Raw genomic sequence first — 21,100 nt, 5'->3', positions numbered from 1 at the left:
GCTCAGAAGCTGTAAGGGCGGGAGCGGGCAATGCGGATCCCGCACCATCCCAAACTGCTCGGCCGGCGGGTAAGCTGGCTTTTCAGTCGGAACATGGACAGGGGCATTCTCATGAAGCTGCTGATTCTCCTGGACATTGATGGCGTGCTGAACGCCATTCCCCGTGACGCCGGTCCCGGCGAAGAGCCGGAACTCGCCATGTCCGATACCAGGGTCGCCCTGGTCAGAAGGCTGGCAGCCCTTGGACGGATCGCGTGGGTCTCGACGTTGCCTGCGGAGCAGACGGCCGGACTGGAGAGGCAGTTGCAGCTGGCCGTTGAACCGCTCCGGGTACCGCTTCTGTCACGGGCCATTAGTGAGTCCGATGCCGCGACACCGAAGCTCCGGCAGGTGAGCCGGTGGCTGAGCAGGATGGAACTCCTGGGTGAAGCGGACTGGGATGGCGTCGTGTGGATTGATGATGTGCTCGGGGCCGATGCGCGCGAGTGGGCGCAACATCACGACCGGCCGGTCCTGCTGGAGAAGACGACGCCGGCCCAGGGCCTGACGGAAGTCCACGTCGTGGCAGTCGAAGTCTTCGTTGATGGCGGCGTCGGCGTCTGAGAGGATCAGTTATGCCCGACCGTCTGATGCTGCTCGACACTGCGTCGCTGTACTTTCGTGCCTTCTACGGTGTGCCTGACACGATCCGCCGCGCCGACGGCACACCGGTGAACGCCGTTCGCGGCCTGCTGGATATGATCGCGCGGCTCACCACCGAATACGGCGCGACGCACCTTGTGGCCTGCTGGGACGACGACTGGCGTCCGCAGTGGCGGGTTGACCTCCTCCCGACCTACAAGTCGCATCGGGTCGCGGACATTGTGGTGGGGTCCCCCGACGTGGAGGTGGTGCCGGACGCGCTTGAGGCCCAGATTCCGATGATCCGCCGGGTGCTCGATCTCGCCGGCATCGCGATCGTGGGGGCCGCCGAACATGAGGCCGACGACGTCGTCGGCACCTATGCAAGCCATGCCGGGCCTCCGGTTGATGTAGTAACGGGGGACCGGGATCTCTTCCAGGTCGTCGACGACGCCCGCCAGGTACGGGTGATCTACACCGCCCGCGGCATGAAGAACCTCGAAATCGTGACGGATGTCGTCGTCGTGGGCAAGTACCGGGTGCTGCCTGAACAGTACGCCGACTACGCGACCCTCCGAGGCGACGCTTCGGACGGTCTGCCAGGGGTGGCCGGCATCGGCGAGAAGACTGCAGCGGTCCTTCTCGGGGAGTACGGCACGCTCGACGGGCTGCTCGCGGCGGCAGCAGATGCGGGAAGTGGTTTGTCCCCATCAGTGCGCGCGAAACTCGCCGCGGCCACGGACTACCTCAGCGTCGCGCCCACCGTCGTAAAGATCGTGCGTGACCTGGAACTGCCAACGCTTGAGGAGGCGGGTGCGCAACTGCGCTCCGTCATGGGGGATTCGCGCGCCGAACTTGAGCGTCTCGGCACCGAGTGGAACCTCGGCGGCTCGGTCAAACGGCTCCTCGAGGCGCTCGACGCACGCACGTGAAGTAGGGATGACTAAGCTGGTTTCCATCCGGATGATCAGCCTGCTGATGGAAGGAGGATGGGTGCCATGCCCAAGACCGGCAAGAATGACCACGCCCGCAAGGAAGAGCTTCCCTCGACCCTGCAGCGCTCTGAGCAGAAGGCCCAGGACACTTTCGCCAAAACGTACGATTCTGCCCTGGAGTCCTACGACAACGACGAGGGCCGTGCTGCGCGTGCAGCCTATGCATCGCTGAAACACAGCTACGAGAAGGTGGGCGACCATTGGGAGCCGAAGGAGGAGCCGGGCCCTTCCGACAAACATGCGGAGGAGGGAATTGAATCATCTGAGCCCACCGCTGGGGGCGTGGACGCCAACGCCTCGAAGGAGCACCTTTACAGGCGTGCCCAGGAACTGAACATTGACGGCCGTTCAAAAATGGATAAGGGTCAACTGGTCAAAGCGCTGCAGAAGGCCAACGACGCCGCCACCAGGAAGGCGCGTGGGGGCTAAGGGCCGGCTGGCAGGAACCGGCCGTTCCTGATCCGAGATTCGCCGAATTCGACGTTCAGCGGGGGAAACCGCCGGGGTTCCCGGTCCCTGGCCAGCGGGCGGCCTACGGCTACGTGCGGCACCCAGCGGGGGTACCTGAAGCCGAGTGCGCGTGAGCTGAGGATGAAGTCGTCCACGTCGTCCACGAGCAGCTCGTGCAGCAGCTGGTGCAGGCCCTGCACAAGGAAGACCTGGTAGTCATACACGTGGTGAGGCACCTCCACTTCAAGCCCGGCGATGCTTCCGCCTCCGAGGACGATCAGCCGTTCCGTCCTTCCGGAAAAGCCATCCAATACAGGCAGTGCCTGCAACCACCTGACCGTCCTTGCCGCCGCCGCGCCAGGGCTGGTAATACCGTTGGTCCACTCCGCGACGTCCTGGGAGAAGTCCAGCAGGATCCCGATATGCAGCAGGGTCAGGTGCAGCCCCTGCGGCCTGCGCAAAGCATTAACGTAGCTGCCCAGGGCCTCGTAGTCAGAGGGGCCCTGTCCTATCCTGAGCATCGGCATCTCCACCGTGATGCGCGGAAGCGTTTGCATCGGGACCGCTAAAAGCCAAACAGGGGCGGGAAAACAACGATCGCGGCGTCAAGCATCCCGTCGGTCCACTGCATGCCGCCGCTCGACAACTCGCTCACGCGCTTCAGGATGGCATAGCCGTACAGGTCGCCTTCGCACAATATGCCAGGCACAAGCGGCGTGGCTGAGGCCGCCACCAGGTCTTTACCAATCCGCACCGACACTCCTGTACCTGGATGTGAAGGGTCTCAAACATAGTAGCTCTAGGTACAGAAATTCGTTGGAGCAGGGCGCATACTCTTCGTGACAGCTGCCAGTTGCCTGAGAGTTTTCGAAGTTTTGACGGTGCCCTCTGTGCTTTCATGTTCGTTTTCGATACTATCCGGACATAGATGTTGTGAGCCCCGCCACGCTGATTTACAAGGGAGTAGACATGCCCAGCCATGACAATGCTTTTTTCGCCACTGCTAAGGCCGACCTGAACCGCCGGACTCTGCTGAAGACCCTAGGCATCGGCGCTGCCGGCATTGCCGCTGCCCCCCTGCTCGCGGCCTGTACCGGAGGCAGCGCTCCCTCCGGCGGGGGCTCCTCTTCGAAGTCACTGACGTTCGGGTCCAACGCCTCTGATGACGTGCCCAAGAGGGCCTACCAGGCTGTGACGGACGCCTTCACCAAGAAGACAGGGAACGCCGTGACCACCAACGTGGTCCCGCACAACGATTTCCAGAACAAGATCAACAGCTACCTGCAGGGAAGCCCGGACGACTCGTTTACCTGGTTCTCCGGTTACCGGATGCGCTACTACGCAGGCAAGGGTCTGGTCGCCCCAATCGACGATGTCTGGGAGAAGATCGGCGGCAACTTCTCGGACGCCATGAAGAAGGCATCAACCGGTGACGACGGCAAGATGTACTTCGTCCCCAACTACAACTACCCCTGGGCATTCTTCTACCGAAAGAGCCTGTGGGCGCAGAAGGGGTACCAGGTTCCGAAGACTTTCGACGAGCTCAAGACCCTCGCGGCCAAGATGAAGGCCGATGGCCTGATCCCGATCGAATTCGCGGACAAGGACGGATGGCCCGCAATGGGGACATTCGACTACCTGAATATGCGGCTGAACGGTTACCAGTTCCACCTGGACTTGACCGCACATAAGGAATCCTGGGACCAGAAGAAGGTCAGCGATGTCTTCGACACCTGGAAGGCTTTGCTGCCCTTCCAGAACCCGAACGCCTTGGGTATGACCTGGCAGGACTCCGCGCAGAGCCTCGCCGGGCAGAAGTCCGGCATGTATCTGCTTGGTTCCTTCGTTACCCAGCAGTTCACCGACAAAGCCGTGCTGGACGACATTGATATGTTCCCGTTCCCCGAGCTCGCGATGGAGGGTATGGACGCAGTCGAGGCCCCCATTGACGGGCTCATGCTCTCCAAGAGAGGCGGAGATAACCAGGCGGCTAAGGACTTCCTGGCCTACATGGGCACGCCGGAGGCCCAGAACGTGTACGCCTCTGTGGACCCTTCCAATATCCAGGCAGCGAAGGGCTCCGACACCTCGAAGTTCACACCCCTGAACAAGAAGTGCGCGCAGATGATCGCGGACGCCAAGAGCATCAGTCAATTCTTTGACCGGGACGCCCTTCCCGCGATGGCCAACAATGTCATGATCCCTGCCCTGCAGAGCTTCATCAAGGATGGCAGTGTGGACGTGAAGAACCTGGAGTCCCAGGCCAAGGCACTGTACGCCGCGCAGTGATGCAGGATTGCGCGCGAAAGAGAATCACCTCATGAGCTCCTCAACGCAAACGTCCGCAGCCGGCGCCGCCACGGAGGCGCCGGCCAGGAACCGGCGGGTACGCCGCCTTACGGGACGGGACAGGATTGTTCTCGGCATCATGGTGGCGGTGCCAACCCTGATTCAGCTGACACTGGTCTGGATCCCCACACTGCTGTCAATCGCACTTTCCTTCACCCGCTGGAACGGCCTTGACCTCGCTGACATCAAACCAGCAGGGGCCGCCAACTACCAGTTCGTGGCCGAGGACTATCCACCGTTCTGGCCAGCTGTCCAGCACAATGTCCTATGGTTGGTCTTCCTCGCCGTCATAGCGACGCCCCTCGGCCTGCTGCTTGCGGTCCTGCTCGACCAGCAGATCAAGGGGAGCAAGATCTACCAGAGTATTTTCTTCACTCCCGTGATGCTTTCGCTGGCGCTGATCGGCATCATCTGGCAGTTGTTCTACAACCGCGACAACGGCTTGCTCAACTTCCTGCTCGGCACCGCCGGCACGCCGGCCGCCGTGGACTGGTTCGGCGACTCGAGCGTGAACATTTGGGCCGCCCTGTTCGCTGCAACCTGGCGGCATGCCGGCTATGTCATGATCCTGTATTTGGCCGGGCTTAAGGGGGTGGACCCGTCCCTGCGCGAGGCCGCCGCACTCGACGGAGCCAATGCCACGCAGACTTTCTTCAGGGTGGTTTTCCCGGCGATGCGCCCAGTCAACATCGTCATCATCGTGATCACCATCATCGAATCGCTGCGTGCCTTCGATATCGTCTATGTCATCAATCGCGGAACCAACGGCCTTGAACTCATCAGCGCCCTGGTCATCCAGAACCTTGTCGGTGAAGGGCAGGTCATCGGCGTCGGCTCAGCCCTGGCGGTCATCCTGCTTGTCATCTCGCTGGTGCCTATCACCTGGTACCTGGCCCGCACATTCAACAAGGGAGCGGCGGAATGAGCATCCCGGTAGCCACGCCAGCTGAAACGGTCCACGCGGCCGTACCCGTGGGCAGCAAACGAAAAAGGCACTACGGCACACACATCTTCCTGACGGTGATGGCGGTGATCTGGCTCATCCCATTGGTTTGGTCGTTGTTCACGGCGCTCCGGCCCAAGGCGGACACCGATAAATACGGCTACTTCAGCCTTCAAGGAACGTTCAACTTCGACAATTTCATCCAGGCCTGGAGCCAGGGCGGATTCTCCAGGTACTTCTGGAACTCGGTGCTGATCACCGTCCCAACGGTCCTGCTGACACTCTTCTTCGCGTCCCTGATGGCGTTCGCGGTCAGCCGCTTCAACTGGAAGTTCAACATCACGCTGCTGGTCATGTTCACCGCAGGCAACCTGCTGCCCCCGCAGGTGCTGGCAGCACCCCTGTTCGAGATGTTTAAGCACTTCAACCTGCCGTACTGGTTCAGTGACTCGGGCAACCTTCTGAATACCTACATCAGCGTCATCGCTGTCGACATGGCCTTTCAGATAGGCTTCGTCACCTTCGTCCTCTCGAACTACATGAAAGCCCTCTCCGCCGACCTGACCGAGGCGGCCCTGGTGGACGGCGCCAGCGTGTGGACGCAGTATTGGTCCATCATCATGCCGCTCACCCGCCCGGCACTGGCCGCCATGGCCACCCTCGAAGTCATCTTCATCTACAACGACTTCTTCTGGCCACTCCTGTTCATCCAAAGCGGTGACAGGTTGCCGGTGACCACCGCGATCAACAACCTGCAGGGTAACTTCCTCTCCAACTACAACCTGATCGCTGCCGGTGCCATGATCACAGCGATCCCCACGCTGATCATCTACGTCATCCTGCAACGCCATTTTGTGGCTGGCCTTACCCTCGGCTCCAGCAAGGGCTGACGCCGCACACATGTGAGGAGCCCCTTGGAGTCGTTGTACCTGCGCTCAGCCGGCCGTAGCCTGCTGATCGATCTTTCCGCGCCGGAGCCCGCATTCATCCATTGGGGCGCGGACCTCGGAGAGGAACTGCCTGAGCTGGCCCTGCTGCAGGACCCCGTCCCGCCGTCGTCGTTGGACATCCCGGTCCGGATGGGGCTCCTGCCGCAGGCCTCGTCGGGCTGGCGGGGGCGGCCCGGGCTGCGCGGCAGCCGCGACGGCCGGGACTTCTCGCCCCGGCTGCGGCTGGTTTCCGCCGAACGCACCGCAGCAGCCGGCTGCGTAATCACCCAGTCGGACCCCGGAGTGGGCTTGAGCGTGCGTACCGAACTGCTCCTGAACGACGGCGGCCTGCTGCAACTGCGCCACGAACTGACTAACGACACTGGCTTGGACTACCGGCTCGAAGGCCTGGAGCTGGTCCTGCCTGCTGGTCCCGGTGCCGCGGAGCTGCTCGATCTTACCGGCCGTTGGTGCCGGGAACGGCACCCCCAGCGACGGCCCCTCCAGCAAGGCACCTGGGTCCGCTCAGGACGCCACGGACGGACGGGCCATGATTCCAGCCTGGTCCTGGCCGCCGGCTCCGCCGGCTTCAGTAACCGTGCCGGAGAGGTGTGGGCGCTGCATCTGGGCTGGAGCGGGAACCACGAAACCTTCGCCGACACCCTCGCCAGCGGACACACAGTCCTCGGCGCCGGCGAACTGCTCGCGCCCGGGGAAGTGACACTGGCAGCCGGCTCCTCGTACCGAACGCCCTGGCTCTATGCCGCCTACTCCGATCGGGGCTTGGACGGCATCACCGAATCGTTCTACGGCTGGTTCCGCAACCGGCCCCACCACCCTGCACGTCCACGCCCGGTGGTCCTGAACACGTGGGAGGCGGTCTATTTCGACCACAACCTGGACGTGCTCATGGAACTCGCCGAGTCAGGCGCCGACCTCGGCGTCGAACGCTTCGTCCTCGATGACGGCTGGTTCCGGGGCCGCCGTGACGATACCAAGGGCCTCGGCGACTGGTACGTCGACGAGGCCGTCTGGCCGGACGGACTAACGCCGCTCATCAACGGGGTGACCGAGCGCGGCATGGAATTCGGACTCTGGGTCGAACCCGAGATGGTCAACGAAGACTCCGACATCATCCGGGCGCACCCCGACTGGATCTCCGGACCCGCTGATCCCGACGGGCCGGCCCGCGTCCCCGAACGATGGCGGAACCAGCAGGTGCTGGACCTGGCAAACCCCGCAGCCTGGGACTACATCCACGAGCGGCTCAACACCCTGCTGAACGATAACAACATCAGCTACCTTAAATGGGACCAGAATCGCGACCTGACAGAAATGGGCCACGGCGGAAAACCCTCGGTTCATGCCCAGACAAAGGCCGTCTACCGGCTCATGGACACCCTCCGCGCCGCCCACCCAGGCGTCGAAATTGAAAGCTGCTCCTCCGGGGGGGCCCGCGTGGACCTCGGCATCCTTGAACGCACCGACAGGATCTGGACATCCGACTGCAACGACGCCCTGGAACGGCAAACCATCCAGCGCTGGACCGAGCTCATCATTCCGCCGGAACTGGTGGGCGCCCACGTCGGACCCACCACGTCGCACACAACCCACCGCAGGCTCAGCCTCTCCTTCAGGGCACTGACGGCGCTGTTCGGTCACTTTGGCATGGAATGGGATGTCCGCACAGTAACCGGCGAGGAACGGGAGGAGCTTAAGCAGGTCATCGGCCTGTACAAGCAGTACCGTCACCTCATCCACACCGGAAGGGCAATCAACAGTGACCACCCCGATCCTTCCCTGCTGCTGCGAGGGGTGATATCCGAGGACACCCGGGAAGGACTGTTCACTCTGGCTGCACTGGCCACCTCCCGGGCCGAGATGCCCGGGCCAGTCTGTCTTCCGGGACTGGAAGCCAAAACCCGCTACCGGGTGGAGGTGCTTTACCCGACTGCCAAAACTACCTTCACCCAGGCTGCTCCCTCCGCCTGGAGCCTCGACGGAGTGGAGGCCACGGGACAATTCCTCGCCCACGTCGGGTTACCCATGCCAAACCTCAACCCCGAACATGCCATCCTGATTGCCGCTAACGCCCTCTGACTCGGGCTCTTGATCAGGCGCGGCCGTCCATCTCGAGGACATCGGCAAGGAGATCGGCCAGCAGCGGCCTTGTTGCCTGGTGGAACACCATTCCGTCCGGCAACCCCTCCACTGCTACGCGGGACCCCGACACGTCGATCGTGACCCGTGCCCCGCCCACAGGCAGGTTGGTGGTGTGCAGGTTTCCCCACGCTTCCGGCAAGGCGGGGTCTATCCACAGGGCGCCCAGGGAGGCGTTTGCGTCGTAGCGCAGGAGGCTCCGGAGCAGCAAAACAGGCGTGGCCGATGCCCATGCTTGGGGAGAGCAGGCGGTGGGATAGGGGAGAGGTTCGGGGCAGTCGCTTCGGCTGAACCCGCAGAACAATTCGGGCAGCCGGTTGTCCGTGTACTCGGCGGCTTCCATGAGCGCGGAGGAGAGCTGCTGAGCCTCCTTGACGAAGCCGTTCCGCATGAACCCTGCGACGATGAGCGCGTTGTCGTGAGGCCAGACGGAGCCGTTGTGGTAGCTGACCGGGTTGTAGGCGCCCATGTCCGTTGCCAGGGTCCGAACTCCCCAGCCGCTGAACATCTCCGGAGACATGAGCCGCTGCACCACCTGTGGTGCCTTATCCTCATCCACGATGCCGGACCATAGACAGTGGCCCATGTTGGACGCGCAGGCGTCCACCGGCCGTTTGTCCCGGTCGAGCGCGATTGCGTAGTACCCGCGGTCCGGGAGCCAGAACTGATCATTGAACTGTCTTTTCAGCCGCCGGGCACGGTCGCGGAGATCAACAGCGAGAGCCCGGTCTCCGGCGTCGTACGCCATCCACGCCCGGGCGTTGTAGGCGCTATAGACATAGCCCTGCACCTCACACAACGCGATAGGGGCCTCGGCGAGGCGGCCGTCGGCAAAATTGATTCCATCCCAGGAGTCCTTCCAGCCCTGGTTGATGAGGCCGTGGTCGTTGAGGCGCTCGTACTCGACGAACCCGTCCCCGTCACGGTCGCCGTAGTCCCTGATCCAGTCCATGGCGCGGTCTGCATGGGGCACCAGCGCGGCTATGTCCCCGGCGCCGAGTCCCCAGCGGGTTGCTTCGCCGAGCAGAGTCACGAACAAGGGTGTCGCGTCGGCGGTGCCGTAGTAGGCTGATCTGCCGCCCAGAGCCAGACCGGTCCCGACGTCGAGCCGAACCTCGTGCAGAATCCGGCCCGGCTGCTCTTCGGTCAGCAGATCAACCTTCACCCCTTGCCTGTCGGCCAGCGTCTGCAGGGTGCCCAACGCCAGCGTCGCATCGACGGGCAGAACCATGAAGGACGACAGTAACGAATCCCGTCCGAACAGCGCCATGAACCATGGCGCTCCTGCGGCGACCACCATACGGTCTGGATGGTCGGGGTCAACGATGCGCAGGGCTCCGATATCGTCATGGCTGCGCCGGAGGCTTCGTTCGACGGACGGATCGCCGACGTGGGGAAGCGGAATTTGCGCCTCCCATGCCTTCTGCCGCTGCTCTTGTGCAGAGATCATGACGGCTGAGAGGGAGACGGTCGGCAGGCCGGCATCGACGTCGGTTTCGGCTGTCAGCGGCAGCACAGTTGCCCGCACATCCCACTGTCCATGAGCAGGGACGGTCATGCGCAGGATGAGGCCTTCGGCGGTGAGCTCGGCATCACGCACCCGCACGACGATCCCCTTCCGCGTCCCCTGCCAGGCCGCTTCGATCGTCAACGACCCGGACCTGGAGCGCCGGGTCTGGTCCCAGACCCGGTGAAATCGTCCGTCCTTGACTTCGAAAAGGTCAGCGAAGTCCGCATCCACCGCAAGCGCTATCTCGCACGGCTCCGGCTGAAGGGAATAGTTGTGAATTCTGATGTCCTCCACGATGCCGGCACCAACCTCCCGCTTCCGTTCAACGGTCAGCGGGCTGTCCGCGCGGCCGTCGGACCGTGCAGCCCTACCGACGTACGTGCCTTGGTATGGCGAGGGGGTCCACGCCCCCAGCGGTTCCAGCGGTTGCCCGTTCACGGTGAGCGCCCAGCGCGAGAGGATCCTGGTGTCCCGATAGAAAACGCCGTGAGGATGATGCGGGAAGACGTCGCCGTTCTGCAGCGAGATGCAGAAGGAGGATCCCGCCACCAGGGTGACGGCTCCCTGCCCCGTGGATCCGGCCGCGTTGTCCGCATTCCATCCAGCCATGACAGGCTCCTCGTGAAAACAGCACCTTGAACTGAGCTGAATCTACGCCGATGTCCGGAGGCGTGCCAGATGGTTCGACCGGACGACCACGCCCGCGGTGGGCTCCCTGTTGCCTCATGAGAGTACGGAAGAGTAGCGTCGATGGGACCAGGAGGCGGCCATGGGCAGCGTTGACTACGAATTCCAGACCATTTGGCGCGTCGCTGGCTCTTCACAGGAAGTCGCCGCTGTCCTGGGTGATGGCACAACCCTTCCCCGCTGGTGGCCCTCGGTCTACCTCGCCGTCGAGCCAGCTCCGGAGACCACCGGGCACAACCTGCCCTCAGGCATCCCCAGACCCGTCCGCCTTCACACCAAAGGTTGGCTGCCCTACACTCTCAGCTGGACCTTGACCCTCACCGAACCTGTTACGAACCGTGGTTTCGCTCTTACTGCCGCCGGGGACTTGAACGGAACGGGCCGGTGGACGTTCGAGCAGGACGGGCCGGAAACGGTCATCACGTACGACTGGCGGGTCAGTACCGCCAAACCGCTGTTGCGGCGCTTGAGTTGGCTGCTGAAACCTGCCTTCGCAGCCAACCACCGCTGGGCAATGGCCCGCGGCCAGGAGAGCCTCGCCCTGGAGCTCCGCCGCCGTCGGCATCCCGATGACACCTGGTCAGTCCCGCCGCCTCCGCCGCCTACGTTCCGCCGGCAGAAGCATCGGTACCGTACCTGACACCTCCATCGAACCGCGCGCCCTCCGGTGCCCGCAGTCGTTCACGGAGTAGGGTTTGCTTTAGCCGACGAAGGGGTCCAGATGAGCTACAAGTACCGAACTGTCCGGGTTCGTGGCACCGACCTGATTGGGACGATTGCACGCAAACACGGGGGCGCGCCCGAGATCTATGAGACCTCGAAGGACCCGAGCACTTCGGTCGTTCCGGTCTTCTTTGAGGCAACGGGCGAGGTTCGATTCTTCGACCGGTCAATGCTGGAGGACGTCGTGACGCCTGCCAGTTAGGCAAAGCATGCAGGCGTTGAGAGTCGCACGGCGGCGGAGTAGTGTGACCCTCACCTTCAACTCGCACCACCTTCACTCGGGAGCGACCATGCCATCTATGAGACGTCAACTGGCTGCCGTCACGGCGGCTGTGGCTTTGAGCGTGACGGGCGGCGCCGTGGCCAGCCCCGCGTTCGCCGATCCGCGGGAAACGGAAAAGACCGCGACAGCCACCGGCTACGGCGGCGCGGTAAGCACCGTGGACCCCGAGGCATCCGCTGCCGCCATCGAGGTCCTGCGCAAGGGCGGCAACGCGGCGGACGCCGCAGTCGCGGCAGCGGCAACGCTCGGTGTAACGGAGCCGTACAGCGCCGGAATCGGTGGGGGCGGCTACTTCGTGTTCTACGATGCGAAGACCGGCCAGGTGGGCACGATCGACGGCCGGGAGACCGCACCGGCAGCGATGCCGCAGGACGCGTTCATCAACCCAGCAACCGGCAAAGCCTACAATTTCACGCCTGAGCTCGTCACGAGTGGCGTTTCCGTCGGAGTCCCTGGCACCCCGGCCACTTGGGAGCGGGCACTCGAGCGCTGGGGCACACTGAGCCTCAGCGACGCCCTTAGGCCTGCCATCAAGGTGGCGACTCGGGGTTTTGTCGTGGATGAAACGTTCCGCCAGCAGACCCTGGACAACAAACTCCGGTTCGGGGCGTTCACCTCGACGAGCAGCCTCTACCTCCCCGGCGGCGACGCACCCGCCGTCGGCAGTGTCTTCCAGAACCGCGACCTGGCCGAGACATACCGGCTCCTTGCCAAGCAGGGGACCAGCGCGTTCTACACCGGCCCGCTCGCGGCCGAAATCGCGGCAACTGTCCAGGCTCCGCCGAAGACAGCCACCACTACGCTGCCGGTCCCGCGCGGTCACATGACCACGGCGGACCTCGCCGCCTACCGCGCGCTGGACCAGGCGCCCACGCACGTTGACTACCGCGGCCTGGACGTCTACGGCATGGCGCCGTCAAGCAGCGGGGGGACGACAGTCGGCGAGTCGCTGAACATCCTGGACACATTCAACATTTCTGAGATGTCCCGCGCCGACGCCCTGCATCACTACCTCGAGGCCAGCGCGCTTGCCTTCGCCGACCGCGGCAAGTACGTGGGCGACCCCGCGTCTGTCAACGTCCCTACATCCGCGCTAACCGACCCGCTGTTCGGCAAGGAGCGCGCCTGCCAGATCGATCCGCACCAGGCCGCCGTGAAGCCCGTCCCCGCAGGTGACGTGTCAGCGTACGACGGCGTGTGCCCGGCTTCCGCCGCGCCACTCGCCGATGAGAAGGACACCGAGGACATCTCGACCACCAACCTGACGGTCGCGGACAAGTGGGGGAACGTAGTCGAGTACACGCTCACGATCGAGCAGACCGGCGGGTCCGGCATCGTGGTCCCAGGCCGCGGCTTCCTGCTCAACAACGAGCTGACCGACTTCTCGACTGTTTACGACCCGGCCGACCCGAACCGGATCGAGCCGGGAAAGCGCCCGCGCTCCTCGATGTCGCCAACCATCATCCTCGAGGACGGCAAGCCGTTCCTCGCTCTCGGCTCGCCTGGCGGGTCGACGATTATCACCACCGTCCTGCAGACGATAGTGAACCGGGTGGATCTGGGCATGAGCATCTCCGAGGCGATCGCGGCACCGCGTGCATCGCAACGGAACACGGCAAAGGTCACGGCCGAGCCGGCTTTCATCGCGGCTTACGGAACCGAGCTGGCACCCTACGGCCATCAGTTCACGCCGTCGGGTGACGCGTTCACCTCTGCAGCGGAGATTGGCGCGGCCACCGCCATCGAGTTCTTGCCGGACGGGAGCATGGTGGCCGCGGCTGAGCCCGAAAGGCGCGGGGGCGGCTCCGCGCTGGTACTCAAACCGCTGACCCAGGACCGTTAGCCGCCCTGCAGGTGACGGATGAGCCCGTCGAGGACCGGCAGCTGGCCTCGGACCAGCCTGGTGCGGGCGACGGGCTCGTTAGTCCATTCGGCGTGGTCGATCTCAGGGTAGTTCCGAACTGTGCCTGATCCCCTCGGCCATTCCAGTGGAAACGTGTTGCTCACGACACCTCCGGGCTCAAAGTCTGACTCTGCCGTGAACACCGTGATGATCTTGCCCGAGGGCTGCCTGAAAGTTCCCAGCAGGCTATAGTCGGCGGCGGGCGGGGGAGCGCCAATCTCCTCCGCAAACTCACGCTGCGCCGCTACCAGCGGGTCCTCATCGTCGAGGTATTCGCCCTTAGGGATGGACCAGGCGGCGGCATCCTTGCGAGCCCAGAACGGCCCGCCCATATGGGCTATCCACACCTCCAACCCCGCTGTGGGGCTACGGCGGTACAGCAAAATCCCCGCGCTCAGGACCGTCATTTACCCCCACCCTCCAGAACGGGCTTAGCTCTCGCGGTCAATCTGCAGATAGCTCAGCCCGCTCACGTCGAGCCAGAACTGGGTGGGAGTCTCTACCAATCGCAGCAAGACACCCTCGCAGGAGCTGCAGCGCACAACGATTCCAGGGCCGTCAGCATAGACCTTTGCCTCGCCGAAGGCCCGGACAGCGCCACAGTGCTTACAACGGCCTATAGCCGCGATGACATCGATACGGAACAGTTCCCACAGCGGCCCGGCCGCTGCGTTTCCGTCGAGATGAGGTATCGGATTGCCGGCGCTACCTAGGATGTCCTGATCCTCGGGGCGCGGGTCTTCAGCGTCCGGCGAAGCGGAGCCGTTCTTTCCGGTCACCGGGTCCCTCCCGTTCCGCCGAAGCGTTCAGTTTTGATCGAAGCGGCCGGATAGCCTGCCTGCACGAGCCATTCTGAGACCGTTTCGACAAATATTGTCTGACCACAGATGAAGGTTTCCGGGTAGAAGTCCGGCGGCAGGATGTTCGCCAGCAGCGTTTCTGCCGTGAGGCGCTTCGGAGCAGTTGGCCAGCCCTGCGGCACCTTGCGTGTGTAGACATAGTCGATGGTGAGCTTGCGGGATTTCTCGCTCAAGGTGAGCAGCTCCTCCCGGTAGAACCCCGCCTCTGGTGATTTGAGGGAATACAGAAGCCGGAACGGTGACGTGTTCTCCGATGCTTCATGGGCCCTGATCATGGCCATGAGCGGCACGATGCCCGATCCTCCTGCGATCAGCTGAACCGGGTTCGTGTCCGTGGGACGCCAGACGAACCAGCCACCCACGGGCCCACGGATCTCCAGTTGGTCTCCGACTGCCAGGTCCCTGACCAGATAAGGGGAGACTTCCCCGTTGGCCAGTTCGTCGACAGTGATCTCCATGATTTCGTCCCTGCCTGCCGAGGCCACGGAGTAGGAGCGCACTGCGGTGTAACCGTCCTCCGCCGTGAGGCGGATATCGATGTGCTGGCCGGGGAGGTTGCCCATCAAGCCGTCCACACGGAGCCCGATGGTTCTGGACGTTTCGGTTTCCGGATAGCCGCTGACGACGTCGGCGACGCGCCACAGGGTACTCACGAAACCAGCCTCACGAGTACCGCTCCTCACGCCACGGATCGCCGTGAATGTGATAGCCGTTGGATTCCCAGAACCCCGGGACATCCTCCTGCGTCAGCTCAATGCCGTTAATCCACTTGGCGCTCTTCCAGAAGTACAGGTGCGGCACAAGCAGCCGGGCCGGCCCGCCGTGGGCGCGCTCCAGGGGCGCGCCGTCGAATTCCCAGGCAACCCAACTCCTGCCATCCAGAAGGTCCCGCAGCGGGAGGTTAGTTGTGTAGCCACCGTAGGAATGGGCCGTCGTGAACTCTGAAGTTGTTTGCACATCCTCGAACAAAGTGTCCAGGGAGACGCCGCGCCACGAAGTGCCGAGCTTGGACCAGCTGGTCACGCAGTGAATGTCGGTCCGGATATCAGCCTGGGGTAACGCCATAAACGCTTCCCAGGACCACGTTTGGCGCTGCCCCTCCCCGGTAGTGATGAAGAATTCCCAGTCCTCGGTGGGGATATCAGGCGCAGGGCCAGCCGTCAGCACGGGAAAGCTTCCAGTCTCGTATTGCCCCGGAGGTGTTGCCGGATTCTCGGCCTGGCGCCTTCCATGAAAACCGGACGAAATGATGCCCATCAGATACCTCCGTTAAGGAGCGCCGCCGTCGATTGTGACCGGTTCCCCCACGATATGTCAACGGCCCGACAGGCGTCCAGACACGTGCCGTTGGTTCAATGCGGGAGGAGCTGGGGGTCGACTTGGGTCTTCATTGGTAGGAGGATTTAGGGACAGCCACTTAAGGAGGTCTGTGATGTGCTATTCATCGAGCGAAGGATGGCATTACTACCGGAAGGACGCCGTGCAGGAAGCTGAAGAGCGCGGTGAAACGGGTGCCAAGGAGGCCCCGGAGCCTCAGGTTCAGGCGGAGGAATCCAGGATGTGGGCTTACATCGCCAAGCTGGAGGAAAGCGCCGATCTGAAGCCAGACCGGATCAGCGAAAAAGTCTAGGCGCCCGCCAAGAGGGAGACTCTGCACAGTGACTGGTTCACGACAGTGACCAGTTCACGGCGGAGCCTCCCTTTTTTGCGCGTTCTTGAGCTACGTTTGGACGACCGTCTCGATGGGCCGCGGAGAAGTTATGGGATCCGCATGACGGTGGATAACCTTCCATCCTTCGTCTTCCAACCGGAAAATGGTTGTCACCTTCGCCCGGGTTCGCTCGATTTCAACGATGTACCCCAGATCTGGGCCGGCGTACGCGGAAATTCTCTCAAAACGCGTGGGCTCGCCTTCCCTGAGCAGTGAAACTGCCCGGTCCATGGTTTTCTCGACCTCACTCCGGCCCCGGGCAGGCGGACCGAGCGGATTGGCGAGAGTGACGTCATCCCTTGTTGAAAACATCTTCTTCTGTGGGGCGGCATCTCCCATGACGAACGCATCGAGGGCCTGATGGTAGTGCTCCACGGCCAGATCGAGATCGGATCCGGACATCGGTTCCTCCAGCCTCGCGTCCGGGCCGACGCATGGATGCGGCACGACTCCGGTCCGGCCATAGTCCCACCGCCAGCCGGGGATGTCCACAGTTATTCCGCAAGCAGGCCAGGTGTTTATGTCTGCTCAACTCTGCTCAGGACACCAAGAGGCGCCGGGCCGCTGCGACGATGTGGCGGGCGGAGATTCCGGCAGCGTCGAGCAGCTCTTCGGGAGTGCCGGACGTGGGCAGTGACTTGACGGCAAGCAAGACGGCGTGGAGCTCAGGGGTGTCGGTGCCGGCGAGCGCTTCGAGTACGGCTGAGCCGATGCCTCCCTCTGGATAGTGGTCTTCTGCGATGACGATCCTTCCCCCGGTGTCGAGGCAGGTTGTGCGCAGAGTCTCGGAATCGATGGGTTTGAGGGAATAGAGGTCGATGACGCGGGCGTTGATGCCGCCCTCGGCCAGCTGCCCGGCGGCGGTGAGGCACTCGTGCAAGGTCACCCCGGCGCCGATGAGTGTCACGGCGTCGTCAGGACCGGCGTGGTGGACTTTACAGCCTCCCAGCGGGAACTCTTCGTCCGGACCGTAGATGACCGGGTAGCCACCGCGGGTGGCCCGCAGGTAAGAGATTCCGGGGGTGTCGGCCATGGTCTTGACGAGTTGCGCGGTGGATGGCGCATCGGCTGGGTAAAGCACCGTGGAGGTGTGCACAGCCCGCATGGCGGCGATGTCCTCCAGGGCCATCTGGGACGGACCGTCCTGGCCGATCTCGACGCCGGCGTGGGTACCGACCAGCCGGATGCTGCACTGGGATACTCCTGCCATCCGGATGAAATCAAAGGGCCGGGAGACGAGGAAGGCGGCAAAACTTGCGGCGAATGCCACGTAGCCGCGGACCGACAGTCCGACGGCGGAGGCGATGAGTTGCTGCTCGGCTATGAACATCTCGAAGTACCGGTCCGGGGCGGCGTCCTTGAACTCGCCGGCATGGGTGGAGTTTCCGACTTCGCCGTCCAGGACCACGATTTCGGGACGGGCGGCCAGCGCCGACACCGCAGCGCCAAAGGCGGCCCTGGTGGCGACCTTTTCGCCAACCTCCCAGCTGGGCAGGCTGACGGCCGCCTCAGGATTGGGGGTGATGGCGGGTGTGCCCGGTTCGGGCAGGGCCGTGGTGATCCGCAGGCTTCCGGGACCGCCGAGGGCTGCCACGGCGCGTTCGGCCATGTCTTGCGGAAGGGCTTTGCCGTGCCAGCCGTCCTTGTCCTCTACCTCGGGCACGCCCTTGCCCTTGATCGTCTTGGCGAGAACCACCGTGGGCTGGTCGGGGTGGGACCGCACCTCCGCGAGCGCGTCGTCGATGGCGGCAACATCGTGGCCGTCGATGATCAGCGGGTGGCCTCCAAAGGCCTCCACACGCCGCGCATAGCGGTCCATGTCCCATTGGAGTTCCGTCGGCCCGTCCTGGCCCAGCCGGTTGACGTCCACGATGGCGGTGAGGTTTCCAAGCTTGTAGTACGCAGCCTTATCCAATGCCTCCCACATGGAGCCTTCGGCGAGCTCGCTGTCCCCGCAGAGCACCCACGAATGGTACGGGAGCCGGTCCAGGTAGCGTCCGGCCAGGCAAACGCCCACGGCGTCAGGCAGCCCTTGGCCGAGTGAGCCGGTGGCCACATCCACCCAGGGCAGGATGGGTGTGGGGTGGCCCTGAAGCCGGCTTCCGAACTGCCGGTAAGTATTGATCAGTTCGTCCTCGCTGACCACGCCTACGGCCCGATACATGGAGTACAGGAGCGGGGACGCATGACCCTTGGAAAAAATAAGATGGTCATTGTTTGGCAGCGCAGGCTGGTCCCAGTCATAACGCAGGTGCCGTTCCAGCAGAACGGCCATGAGATCCGCGGCGGACAGGGACGAGGTGGGGTGGCCTGAGCCGGCCTGTGTGCTGCACCGGATGGCGTCCACCCGCAGCTGTGCGGCGAGGCTTCTGATGATGCCGGTCTGAGCGGTGGTCATCTGCGCCGGTGCCTGGCCCTGCTGTTCGGTCATCGAAATTGCCTTTCATGCGCTCAGTGGGTCCTCGTAGCCGGGCCGCCTATACCTGTCATACCCGCAAGCGGGTCCCAGCGGAAGATCCAAGTTTCCCAGCATCTGTCGGAGAGCTAATCCGGTGTCTATTCTGTTTATAGGCCGGTACGACATCCGGTCCTCAGGCCGCCGGCACGTCCTGGGAATTCCTCCCGCTCCGGGGGCCGTCTCGATGAGGAGGCGTCCATGTCCAGTCCTGATGTGCCAACCCGCGGACCCGCCCGGCCCGGTCCTTATATCATCGCCGGTGTCCTCCTGGCCATCGCCGTCGTGGTTCCGCTGTTTGTCCCCGCGTATTCGTTCGATAAGCCGCGGCTTGCCGGCATTCCGTTCTTCTACTGGTACCAGATGGCCTGGATTCCGATCACCGCGGGCCTCGTGGGCATCTCGTACTGGCTGGTCAGCAAGGAGGACCGGCGGCGGCGCGAGACCGTGCGGGGTACGGCGAACGGAGGGCAGGTGTCATGAACAGCCTTGCCGTGCCGCTGGCCGCACCGGACCGGCCGGTAAGCGGCGTCGCTCTGACCATCGTGATCATCCTCTTCGTCGCGGTTGCCGCTCTGGGCTTCGTGGCTGCCCGGTGGCGCGCCGGGCAGGAGACAGGGCTGCACAGCCTGGACGAGTGGGGCCTCGGAGGCCGCGGTTTTGGCACCTGGGTGACCTGGTTCCTGCTCGGCGGCGACCTCTACACGGCCTATACATTCGTGGCCGTGCCCGCGGCGATGTGGGCCACCGGAGCCGTGAGCGGCTTCTTCGCTGTGCCATACACCATCGTGCTGTATCCCATCGTGTTCCTGTTGATGAGCCGGCTGTGGTCCGTCTCCCACCGGCATGGGTTCGTGACGCCGGCAGACTTCGTTGGCGGCCGCTATGGCAGCAGGGCGCTTACCCTTGCCGTCGCGGTCACGGGGATTGTTGCGACCATGCCGTACATCGCGTTGCAGCTGGTCGGCATCAAGGCTGTGCTCACGGTACTGGGCCTGGGCAGTGCAGAGAACGTGCTGCTGACGGACCTGCCCCTGATCATCGCGTTTGTGGTCCTGGCCGCCTACACGTACACGTCGGGTCTGCGCGCTCCAGCCCTGATCGCCGTCGTTAAGGACCTGCTGATCTACCTGGCCGTGATCGTTGCGGTGATCTACCTGCCGATCAAGTTCGGGGGCTGGGACAACATCTTCGGCGCAGCGCAGACCAAACTGGGCGCGGTCAACCCGGCCACCGGCAAACCCGCGGGGGTCTTCATTCCTGGCGCGGCGAGCTACTCGGCCTACTGGACGCTGGCCCTCGGCTCGGCCCTGGCGCTGTTCATGTATCCGCACTCGATCACCGGCGTCCTGGCGACCAAGAGCCGGAACACGATCCGAAAGAACGCCGCAGTGCTGCCGCTGTACTCGCTGATGCTGGGGTTCCTGGCGCTGCTGGGCTACGTGGCCATTTACGCCGGAACCAAGCCCATCGACTTGAACGGTGCTGTCAACCCGCAGCTGGTGGTGCCGCAACTGTTCCTGGATCACTTCCCGGCCTGGTTCGCCGGGATCGCGCTGGCCGCCATCGCCATCGGTGCCCTGGTTCCGGCCGCGATCATGTCGATCGCCGCCGCGAACCTGTTCACCCGCAACATCTACCGGGACCTGATCAAGCCTGAGGCCACCCCCCGGCAGGAAGCCAGCGTCTCCAAGATCGCCTCACTCGTGGTGAAGTTCGGGGCGCTGATCTTCGTCATTGCGATGGACCAGTCGACAGCCATTAACATGCAGCTCCTGGGCGGTATCTGGATCCTGCAGACATTCCCCGCAATCGTGGCTGGTCTCTACACCCGCTGGTTCCACAGGTGGGCGCTTTTCGCGGGCTGGGCCGCCGGGATCCTCTACGGCACCATCGCCGCCTACAACGTGGTCAACCCGGTCACGAAGGCAAACTTCGGCGGCTCCATTGCGGCTATCCCCGGCACCGATGTGCAGGTTTACATCGCTGTCGTGGCCTTTGCGATAAACCTCATCGTCGCCGTCGTCCTGTCTCTGGTCTTCCGGGCCATGAAGCTTCCCGACGGGAAGGACATCACCCGCCACTCCGATTACGGAGCGGACGAGAACGACCCGAAGGTGGCGCAGATCCAGCGCGAATACCCTCTGGCCGAGCCCGGAACCACTGTCTGATACGTCTCCGCTTGTTTCTACTCGGCCATCCCTGGCCGAACCGCCACGAACTCGATTCCGGGATGGACCTTTTTCCGTGGTCCGCGGGAAAAGCCCTTGGCGTCCAGCTGGTTCTCCGCCCGGTACGCGGCAAGGGCCTCGTCGTAGACCTGGTTGAGCCGCTTCCCGGTGAGGACCTCCTGCGTCCCGTCGGTGAAGGTAATTGACACGGCGGCGCTGGCCGGAAAATGCCTGTTCATCCGGATAAAGCCCTGGGAATCCTGCCGGAGGGTAATCACTGCTGGTCTCGCTTTCCTGTTCGATGATCTCCAGTCTGGCCTATCCCGGCCTTCAGGCTTGGATAGGCAGAC

General features: G+C 63.6%; 23 protein-coding genes. 13 read left to right on the top strand and 10 right to left on the bottom strand.

From position 1 onward, the window contains the following. Positions 1-111 precede the first annotated feature (111 nt). The 3 genes from J7E83_RS17300 (at position 112) to J7E83_RS17290 (ending at position 2,045) form a co-directional block, all read left to right on the top strand. Positions 112-603 carry an HAD domain-containing protein gene (locus J7E83_RS17300; RefSeq protein WP_214964727.1) on the top strand — a complete coding sequence of 164 codons (492 nt, stop codon included), beginning with the start codon at positions 112-114 and terminating at the stop codon, positions 601-603. An 11-nt stretch (positions 604-614) separates the two neighbouring features. Beyond that, the gene (locus tag J7E83_RS17295) at positions 615-1,553 is read left to right on the top strand and encodes a 5'-3' exonuclease (RefSeq protein ID WP_214964725.1); all 939 of its coding nucleotides are present in this window, start codon (positions 615-617) and stop codon (positions 1,551-1,553) included. 66 nt (positions 1,554-1,619) lie between these two features. Then, entirely contained in the window at positions 1,620-2,045 is a 426-nt protein-coding gene (locus J7E83_RS17290) for a ChaB family protein (protein ID WP_214964724.1), read from the top strand. Here the strand turns inward: J7E83_RS17290 and J7E83_RS17285 are convergent. Both J7E83_RS17285 and J7E83_RS17280 read right to left on the bottom strand, forming a co-directional pair. Further along, positions 2,042-2,623, bottom strand: a complete 582-nt coding sequence (locus tag J7E83_RS17285) for a hypothetical protein (protein ID WP_214964722.1) — start codon at positions 2,621-2,623, stop codon at positions 2,042-2,044. The two genes, J7E83_RS17290 and J7E83_RS17285, sit on opposite strands and share 4 nt — an antisense overlap. Positions 2,624-2,631: 8 nt before the next feature. Beyond that, positions 2,632-2,820, bottom strand: coding sequence for a hypothetical protein (locus tag J7E83_RS17280; protein WP_311379758.1), 189 nt, complete (start codon positions 2,818-2,820; stop codon positions 2,632-2,634). Positions 2,821-3,035: 215 nt separating this feature from the next. On the opposite strand from J7E83_RS17280, the gene J7E83_RS17275 reads away from it, so the two are divergent. From J7E83_RS17275 to J7E83_RS17260, 4 genes are read left to right on the top strand one after another with little or no spacing between them, the layout of a single operon-like run. Next, complete coding sequence (locus J7E83_RS17275) at positions 3,036-4,355, top strand: ABC transporter substrate-binding protein (RefSeq protein WP_214964720.1); 1,320 nt, start codon at positions 3,036-3,038, stop codon at positions 4,353-4,355. A gap of 31 nt (positions 4,356-4,386) precedes the next feature. Beyond that, on the top strand, positions 4,387-5,340 hold the full coding sequence (locus J7E83_RS17270) for a carbohydrate ABC transporter permease (protein WP_214964718.1): 954 nt from the start codon (positions 4,387-4,389) through the stop codon (positions 5,338-5,340). After that, positions 5,337-6,248, top strand: coding sequence for a carbohydrate ABC transporter permease (locus J7E83_RS17265; RefSeq protein ID WP_214964716.1), 912 nt, complete (start codon positions 5,337-5,339; stop codon positions 6,246-6,248). The genes J7E83_RS17270 and J7E83_RS17265 overlap by 4 nt, the downstream gene beginning before the upstream one ends. Before the next feature lie 24 nt (positions 6,249-6,272). Further along, a complete protein-coding gene (locus tag J7E83_RS17260; protein ID WP_214964713.1) occupies positions 6,273-8,387 on the top strand; it encodes an alpha-galactosidase in 2,115 nt (704 codons plus the stop codon). Positions 8,388-8,400: 13 nt separating this feature from the next. Here the strand turns inward: J7E83_RS17260 and J7E83_RS17255 are convergent, their stop codons facing one another. Then, the gene (locus tag J7E83_RS17255; RefSeq protein ID WP_214964711.1) at positions 8,401-10,566 is read right to left on the bottom strand and encodes a glycogen debranching N-terminal domain-containing protein; all 2,166 of its coding nucleotides are present in this window, start codon (positions 10,564-10,566) and stop codon (positions 8,401-8,403) included. A gap of 160 nt (positions 10,567-10,726) precedes the next feature. Between J7E83_RS17255 and J7E83_RS17250 the strand changes: the two genes are divergently transcribed. The 3 genes from J7E83_RS17250 (at position 10,727) to ggt (ending at position 13,493) form a co-directional block, all read left to right on the top strand. Then, positions 10,727-11,284 (top strand): SRPBCC family protein, encoded by a 558-nt coding sequence (locus J7E83_RS17250; RefSeq protein ID WP_214964710.1) that lies wholly within the window; start codon positions 10,727-10,729, stop codon positions 11,282-11,284. Positions 11,285-11,365: 81 nt separating this feature from the next. After that, entirely contained in the window at positions 11,366-11,569 is a 204-nt protein-coding gene (locus tag J7E83_RS17245; protein ID WP_214964709.1) for a hypothetical protein, read from the top strand. Between the two features lie 88 nt (positions 11,570-11,657). Beyond that, positions 11,658-13,493 (top strand): gamma-glutamyltransferase, encoded by a 1,836-nt coding sequence (gene ggt, locus J7E83_RS17240; RefSeq protein WP_214964708.1) that lies wholly within the window; start codon positions 11,658-11,660, stop codon positions 13,491-13,493. On the opposite strand, the gene J7E83_RS17235 is transcribed toward ggt, so the two are convergent. From J7E83_RS17235 to J7E83_RS17220, 4 genes are read right to left on the bottom strand one after another with little or no spacing between them, the layout of a single operon-like run. Next, the gene (locus J7E83_RS17235) at positions 13,490-13,960 is read right to left on the bottom strand and encodes an NUDIX domain-containing protein (RefSeq protein WP_214964707.1); all 471 of its coding nucleotides are present in this window, start codon (positions 13,958-13,960) and stop codon (positions 13,490-13,492) included. The genes ggt and J7E83_RS17235 overlap by 4 nt on opposite strands. Before the next feature lie 24 nt (positions 13,961-13,984). Then, positions 13,985-14,332, bottom strand: coding sequence for a DUF6510 family protein (locus J7E83_RS21270; RefSeq protein ID WP_214964706.1), 348 nt, complete (start codon positions 14,330-14,332; stop codon positions 13,985-13,987). Next, entirely contained in the window at positions 14,329-15,066 is a 738-nt protein-coding gene (locus J7E83_RS17225; RefSeq protein WP_311379757.1) for an FAD-binding oxidoreductase, read from the bottom strand. The genes J7E83_RS21270 and J7E83_RS17225 overlap by 4 nt, the downstream gene beginning before the upstream one ends. A gap of 10 nt (positions 15,067-15,076) precedes the next feature. After that, on the bottom strand, positions 15,077-15,670 hold the full coding sequence (locus J7E83_RS17220; RefSeq protein WP_214964703.1) for a sulfite oxidase-like oxidoreductase: 594 nt from the start codon (positions 15,668-15,670) through the stop codon (positions 15,077-15,079). A gap of 175 nt (positions 15,671-15,845) precedes the next feature. Between J7E83_RS17220 and J7E83_RS17215 the strand changes: the two genes are divergently transcribed. After that, the gene (locus J7E83_RS17215) at positions 15,846-16,043 is read left to right on the top strand and encodes a hypothetical protein (protein ID WP_214964701.1); all 198 of its coding nucleotides are present in this window, start codon (positions 15,846-15,848) and stop codon (positions 16,041-16,043) included. A 90-nt stretch (positions 16,044-16,133) separates the two neighbouring features. Here the strand turns inward: J7E83_RS17215 and J7E83_RS17210 are convergent, their stop codons facing one another. Both J7E83_RS17210 and J7E83_RS17205 read right to left on the bottom strand, forming a co-directional pair. Next, positions 16,134-16,526 (bottom strand): nuclear transport factor 2 family protein, encoded by a 393-nt coding sequence (locus J7E83_RS17210; RefSeq protein WP_214964700.1) that lies wholly within the window; start codon positions 16,524-16,526, stop codon positions 16,134-16,136. Between the two features lie 136 nt (positions 16,527-16,662). Further along, positions 16,663-18,555: a transketolase gene (locus tag J7E83_RS17205; protein ID WP_251044004.1), complete on the bottom strand. Its 1,893-nt coding sequence runs from the start codon at positions 18,553-18,555 to the stop codon at positions 16,663-16,665. Positions 18,556-18,780: 225 nt separating this feature from the next. Here J7E83_RS17205 and J7E83_RS17200 point away from each other — a divergent pair, with 225 nt between their 5' ends. Beyond that, a complete protein-coding gene (locus tag J7E83_RS17200) occupies positions 18,781-19,062 on the top strand; it encodes a DUF3311 domain-containing protein (protein WP_214964698.1) in 282 nt (93 codons plus the stop codon). Next, a complete protein-coding gene (gene mctP, locus J7E83_RS17195) occupies positions 19,059-20,750 on the top strand; it encodes a monocarboxylate uptake permease MctP (protein WP_214964696.1) in 1,692 nt (563 codons plus the stop codon). Before J7E83_RS17200 ends, mctP begins: the two co-directional genes overlap by 4 nt. A 17-nt stretch (positions 20,751-20,767) precedes the next feature. Here mctP and J7E83_RS17190 read toward each other — a convergent pair whose 3' ends face one another. Beyond that, a complete protein-coding gene (locus J7E83_RS17190) occupies positions 20,768-21,028 on the bottom strand; it encodes a hypothetical protein (RefSeq protein ID WP_214964694.1) in 261 nt (86 codons plus the stop codon). Positions 21,029-21,100 lie beyond the last annotated feature (72 nt).

Source organism: Arthrobacter sp. ISL-48, from assembly GCF_018613805.1.
In the GTDB taxonomy this organism is placed as follows: domain Bacteria; phylum Actinomycetota; class Actinomycetes; order Actinomycetales; family Micrococcaceae; genus Arthrobacter.
Note: the sequence above shows the minus strand (reverse complement) of the source record. Positions and strands in the feature narration are given on the sequence as shown.

Bases quoted from the DNA above. Each gene is read 5' to 3' on its own strand.
- J7E83_RS17220 (WP_214964703.1), bottom strand. From the start codon at position 15,670: ATGGGCATCATTTCGTCCGGTTTTCATGGAAGGCGCCAGGCCGAGAAT.
- ggt (WP_214964708.1), top strand. From the start codon at position 11,658: ATGCCATCTATGAGACGTCAACTGGCTGCCGTCACGGCGGCTGTGGCT.
- J7E83_RS17265 (WP_214964716.1), top strand. From the start codon at position 5,337: ATGAGCATCCCGGTAGCCACGCCAGCTGAAACGGTCCACGCGGCCGTA.
- J7E83_RS17295 (WP_214964725.1), top strand. From the start codon at position 615: ATGCCCGACCGTCTGATGCTGCTCGACACTGCGTCGCTGTACTTTCGT.
- J7E83_RS17215 (WP_214964701.1), top strand. From the start codon at position 15,846: ATGTGCTATTCATCGAGCGAAGGATGGCATTACTACCGGAAGGACGCC.
- J7E83_RS17250 (WP_214964710.1), top strand. From the start codon at position 10,727: ATGGGCAGCGTTGACTACGAATTCCAGACCATTTGGCGCGTCGCTGGC.
- J7E83_RS17210 (WP_214964700.1), bottom strand. From the start codon at position 16,526: ATGTCCGGATCCGATCTCGATCTGGCCGTGGAGCACTACCATCAGGCC.
- J7E83_RS17300 (WP_214964727.1), top strand. From the start codon at position 112: ATGAAGCTGCTGATTCTCCTGGACATTGATGGCGTGCTGAACGCCATT.
- J7E83_RS17255 (WP_214964711.1), bottom strand. From the start codon at position 10,566: ATGGCTGGATGGAATGCGGACAACGCGGCCGGATCCACGGGGCAGGGA.
- J7E83_RS17275 (WP_214964720.1), top strand. From the start codon at position 3,036: ATGCCCAGCCATGACAATGCTTTTTTCGCCACTGCTAAGGCCGACCTG.
- J7E83_RS17200 (WP_214964698.1), top strand. From the start codon at position 18,781: ATGTCCAGTCCTGATGTGCCAACCCGCGGACCCGCCCGGCCCGGTCCT.
- J7E83_RS17290 (WP_214964724.1), top strand. From the start codon at position 1,620: ATGCCCAAGACCGGCAAGAATGACCACGCCCGCAAGGAAGAGCTTCCC.
- J7E83_RS17235 (WP_214964707.1), bottom strand. From the start codon at position 13,960: ATGACGGTCCTGAGCGCGGGGATTTTGCTGTACCGCCGTAGCCCCACA.
- J7E83_RS17245 (WP_214964709.1), top strand. From the start codon at position 11,366: ATGAGCTACAAGTACCGAACTGTCCGGGTTCGTGGCACCGACCTGATT.
- J7E83_RS17285 (WP_214964722.1), bottom strand. From the start codon at position 2,623: ATGCAAACGCTTCCGCGCATCACGGTGGAGATGCCGATGCTCAGGATA.
- J7E83_RS17205 (WP_251044004.1), bottom strand. From the start codon at position 18,555: ATGACCGAACAGCAGGGCCAGGCACCGGCGCAGATGACCACCGCTCAG.
- J7E83_RS17270 (WP_214964718.1), top strand. From the start codon at position 4,387: ATGAGCTCCTCAACGCAAACGTCCGCAGCCGGCGCCGCCACGGAGGCG.
- mctP (WP_214964696.1), top strand. From the start codon at position 19,059: ATGAACAGCCTTGCCGTGCCGCTGGCCGCACCGGACCGGCCGGTAAGC.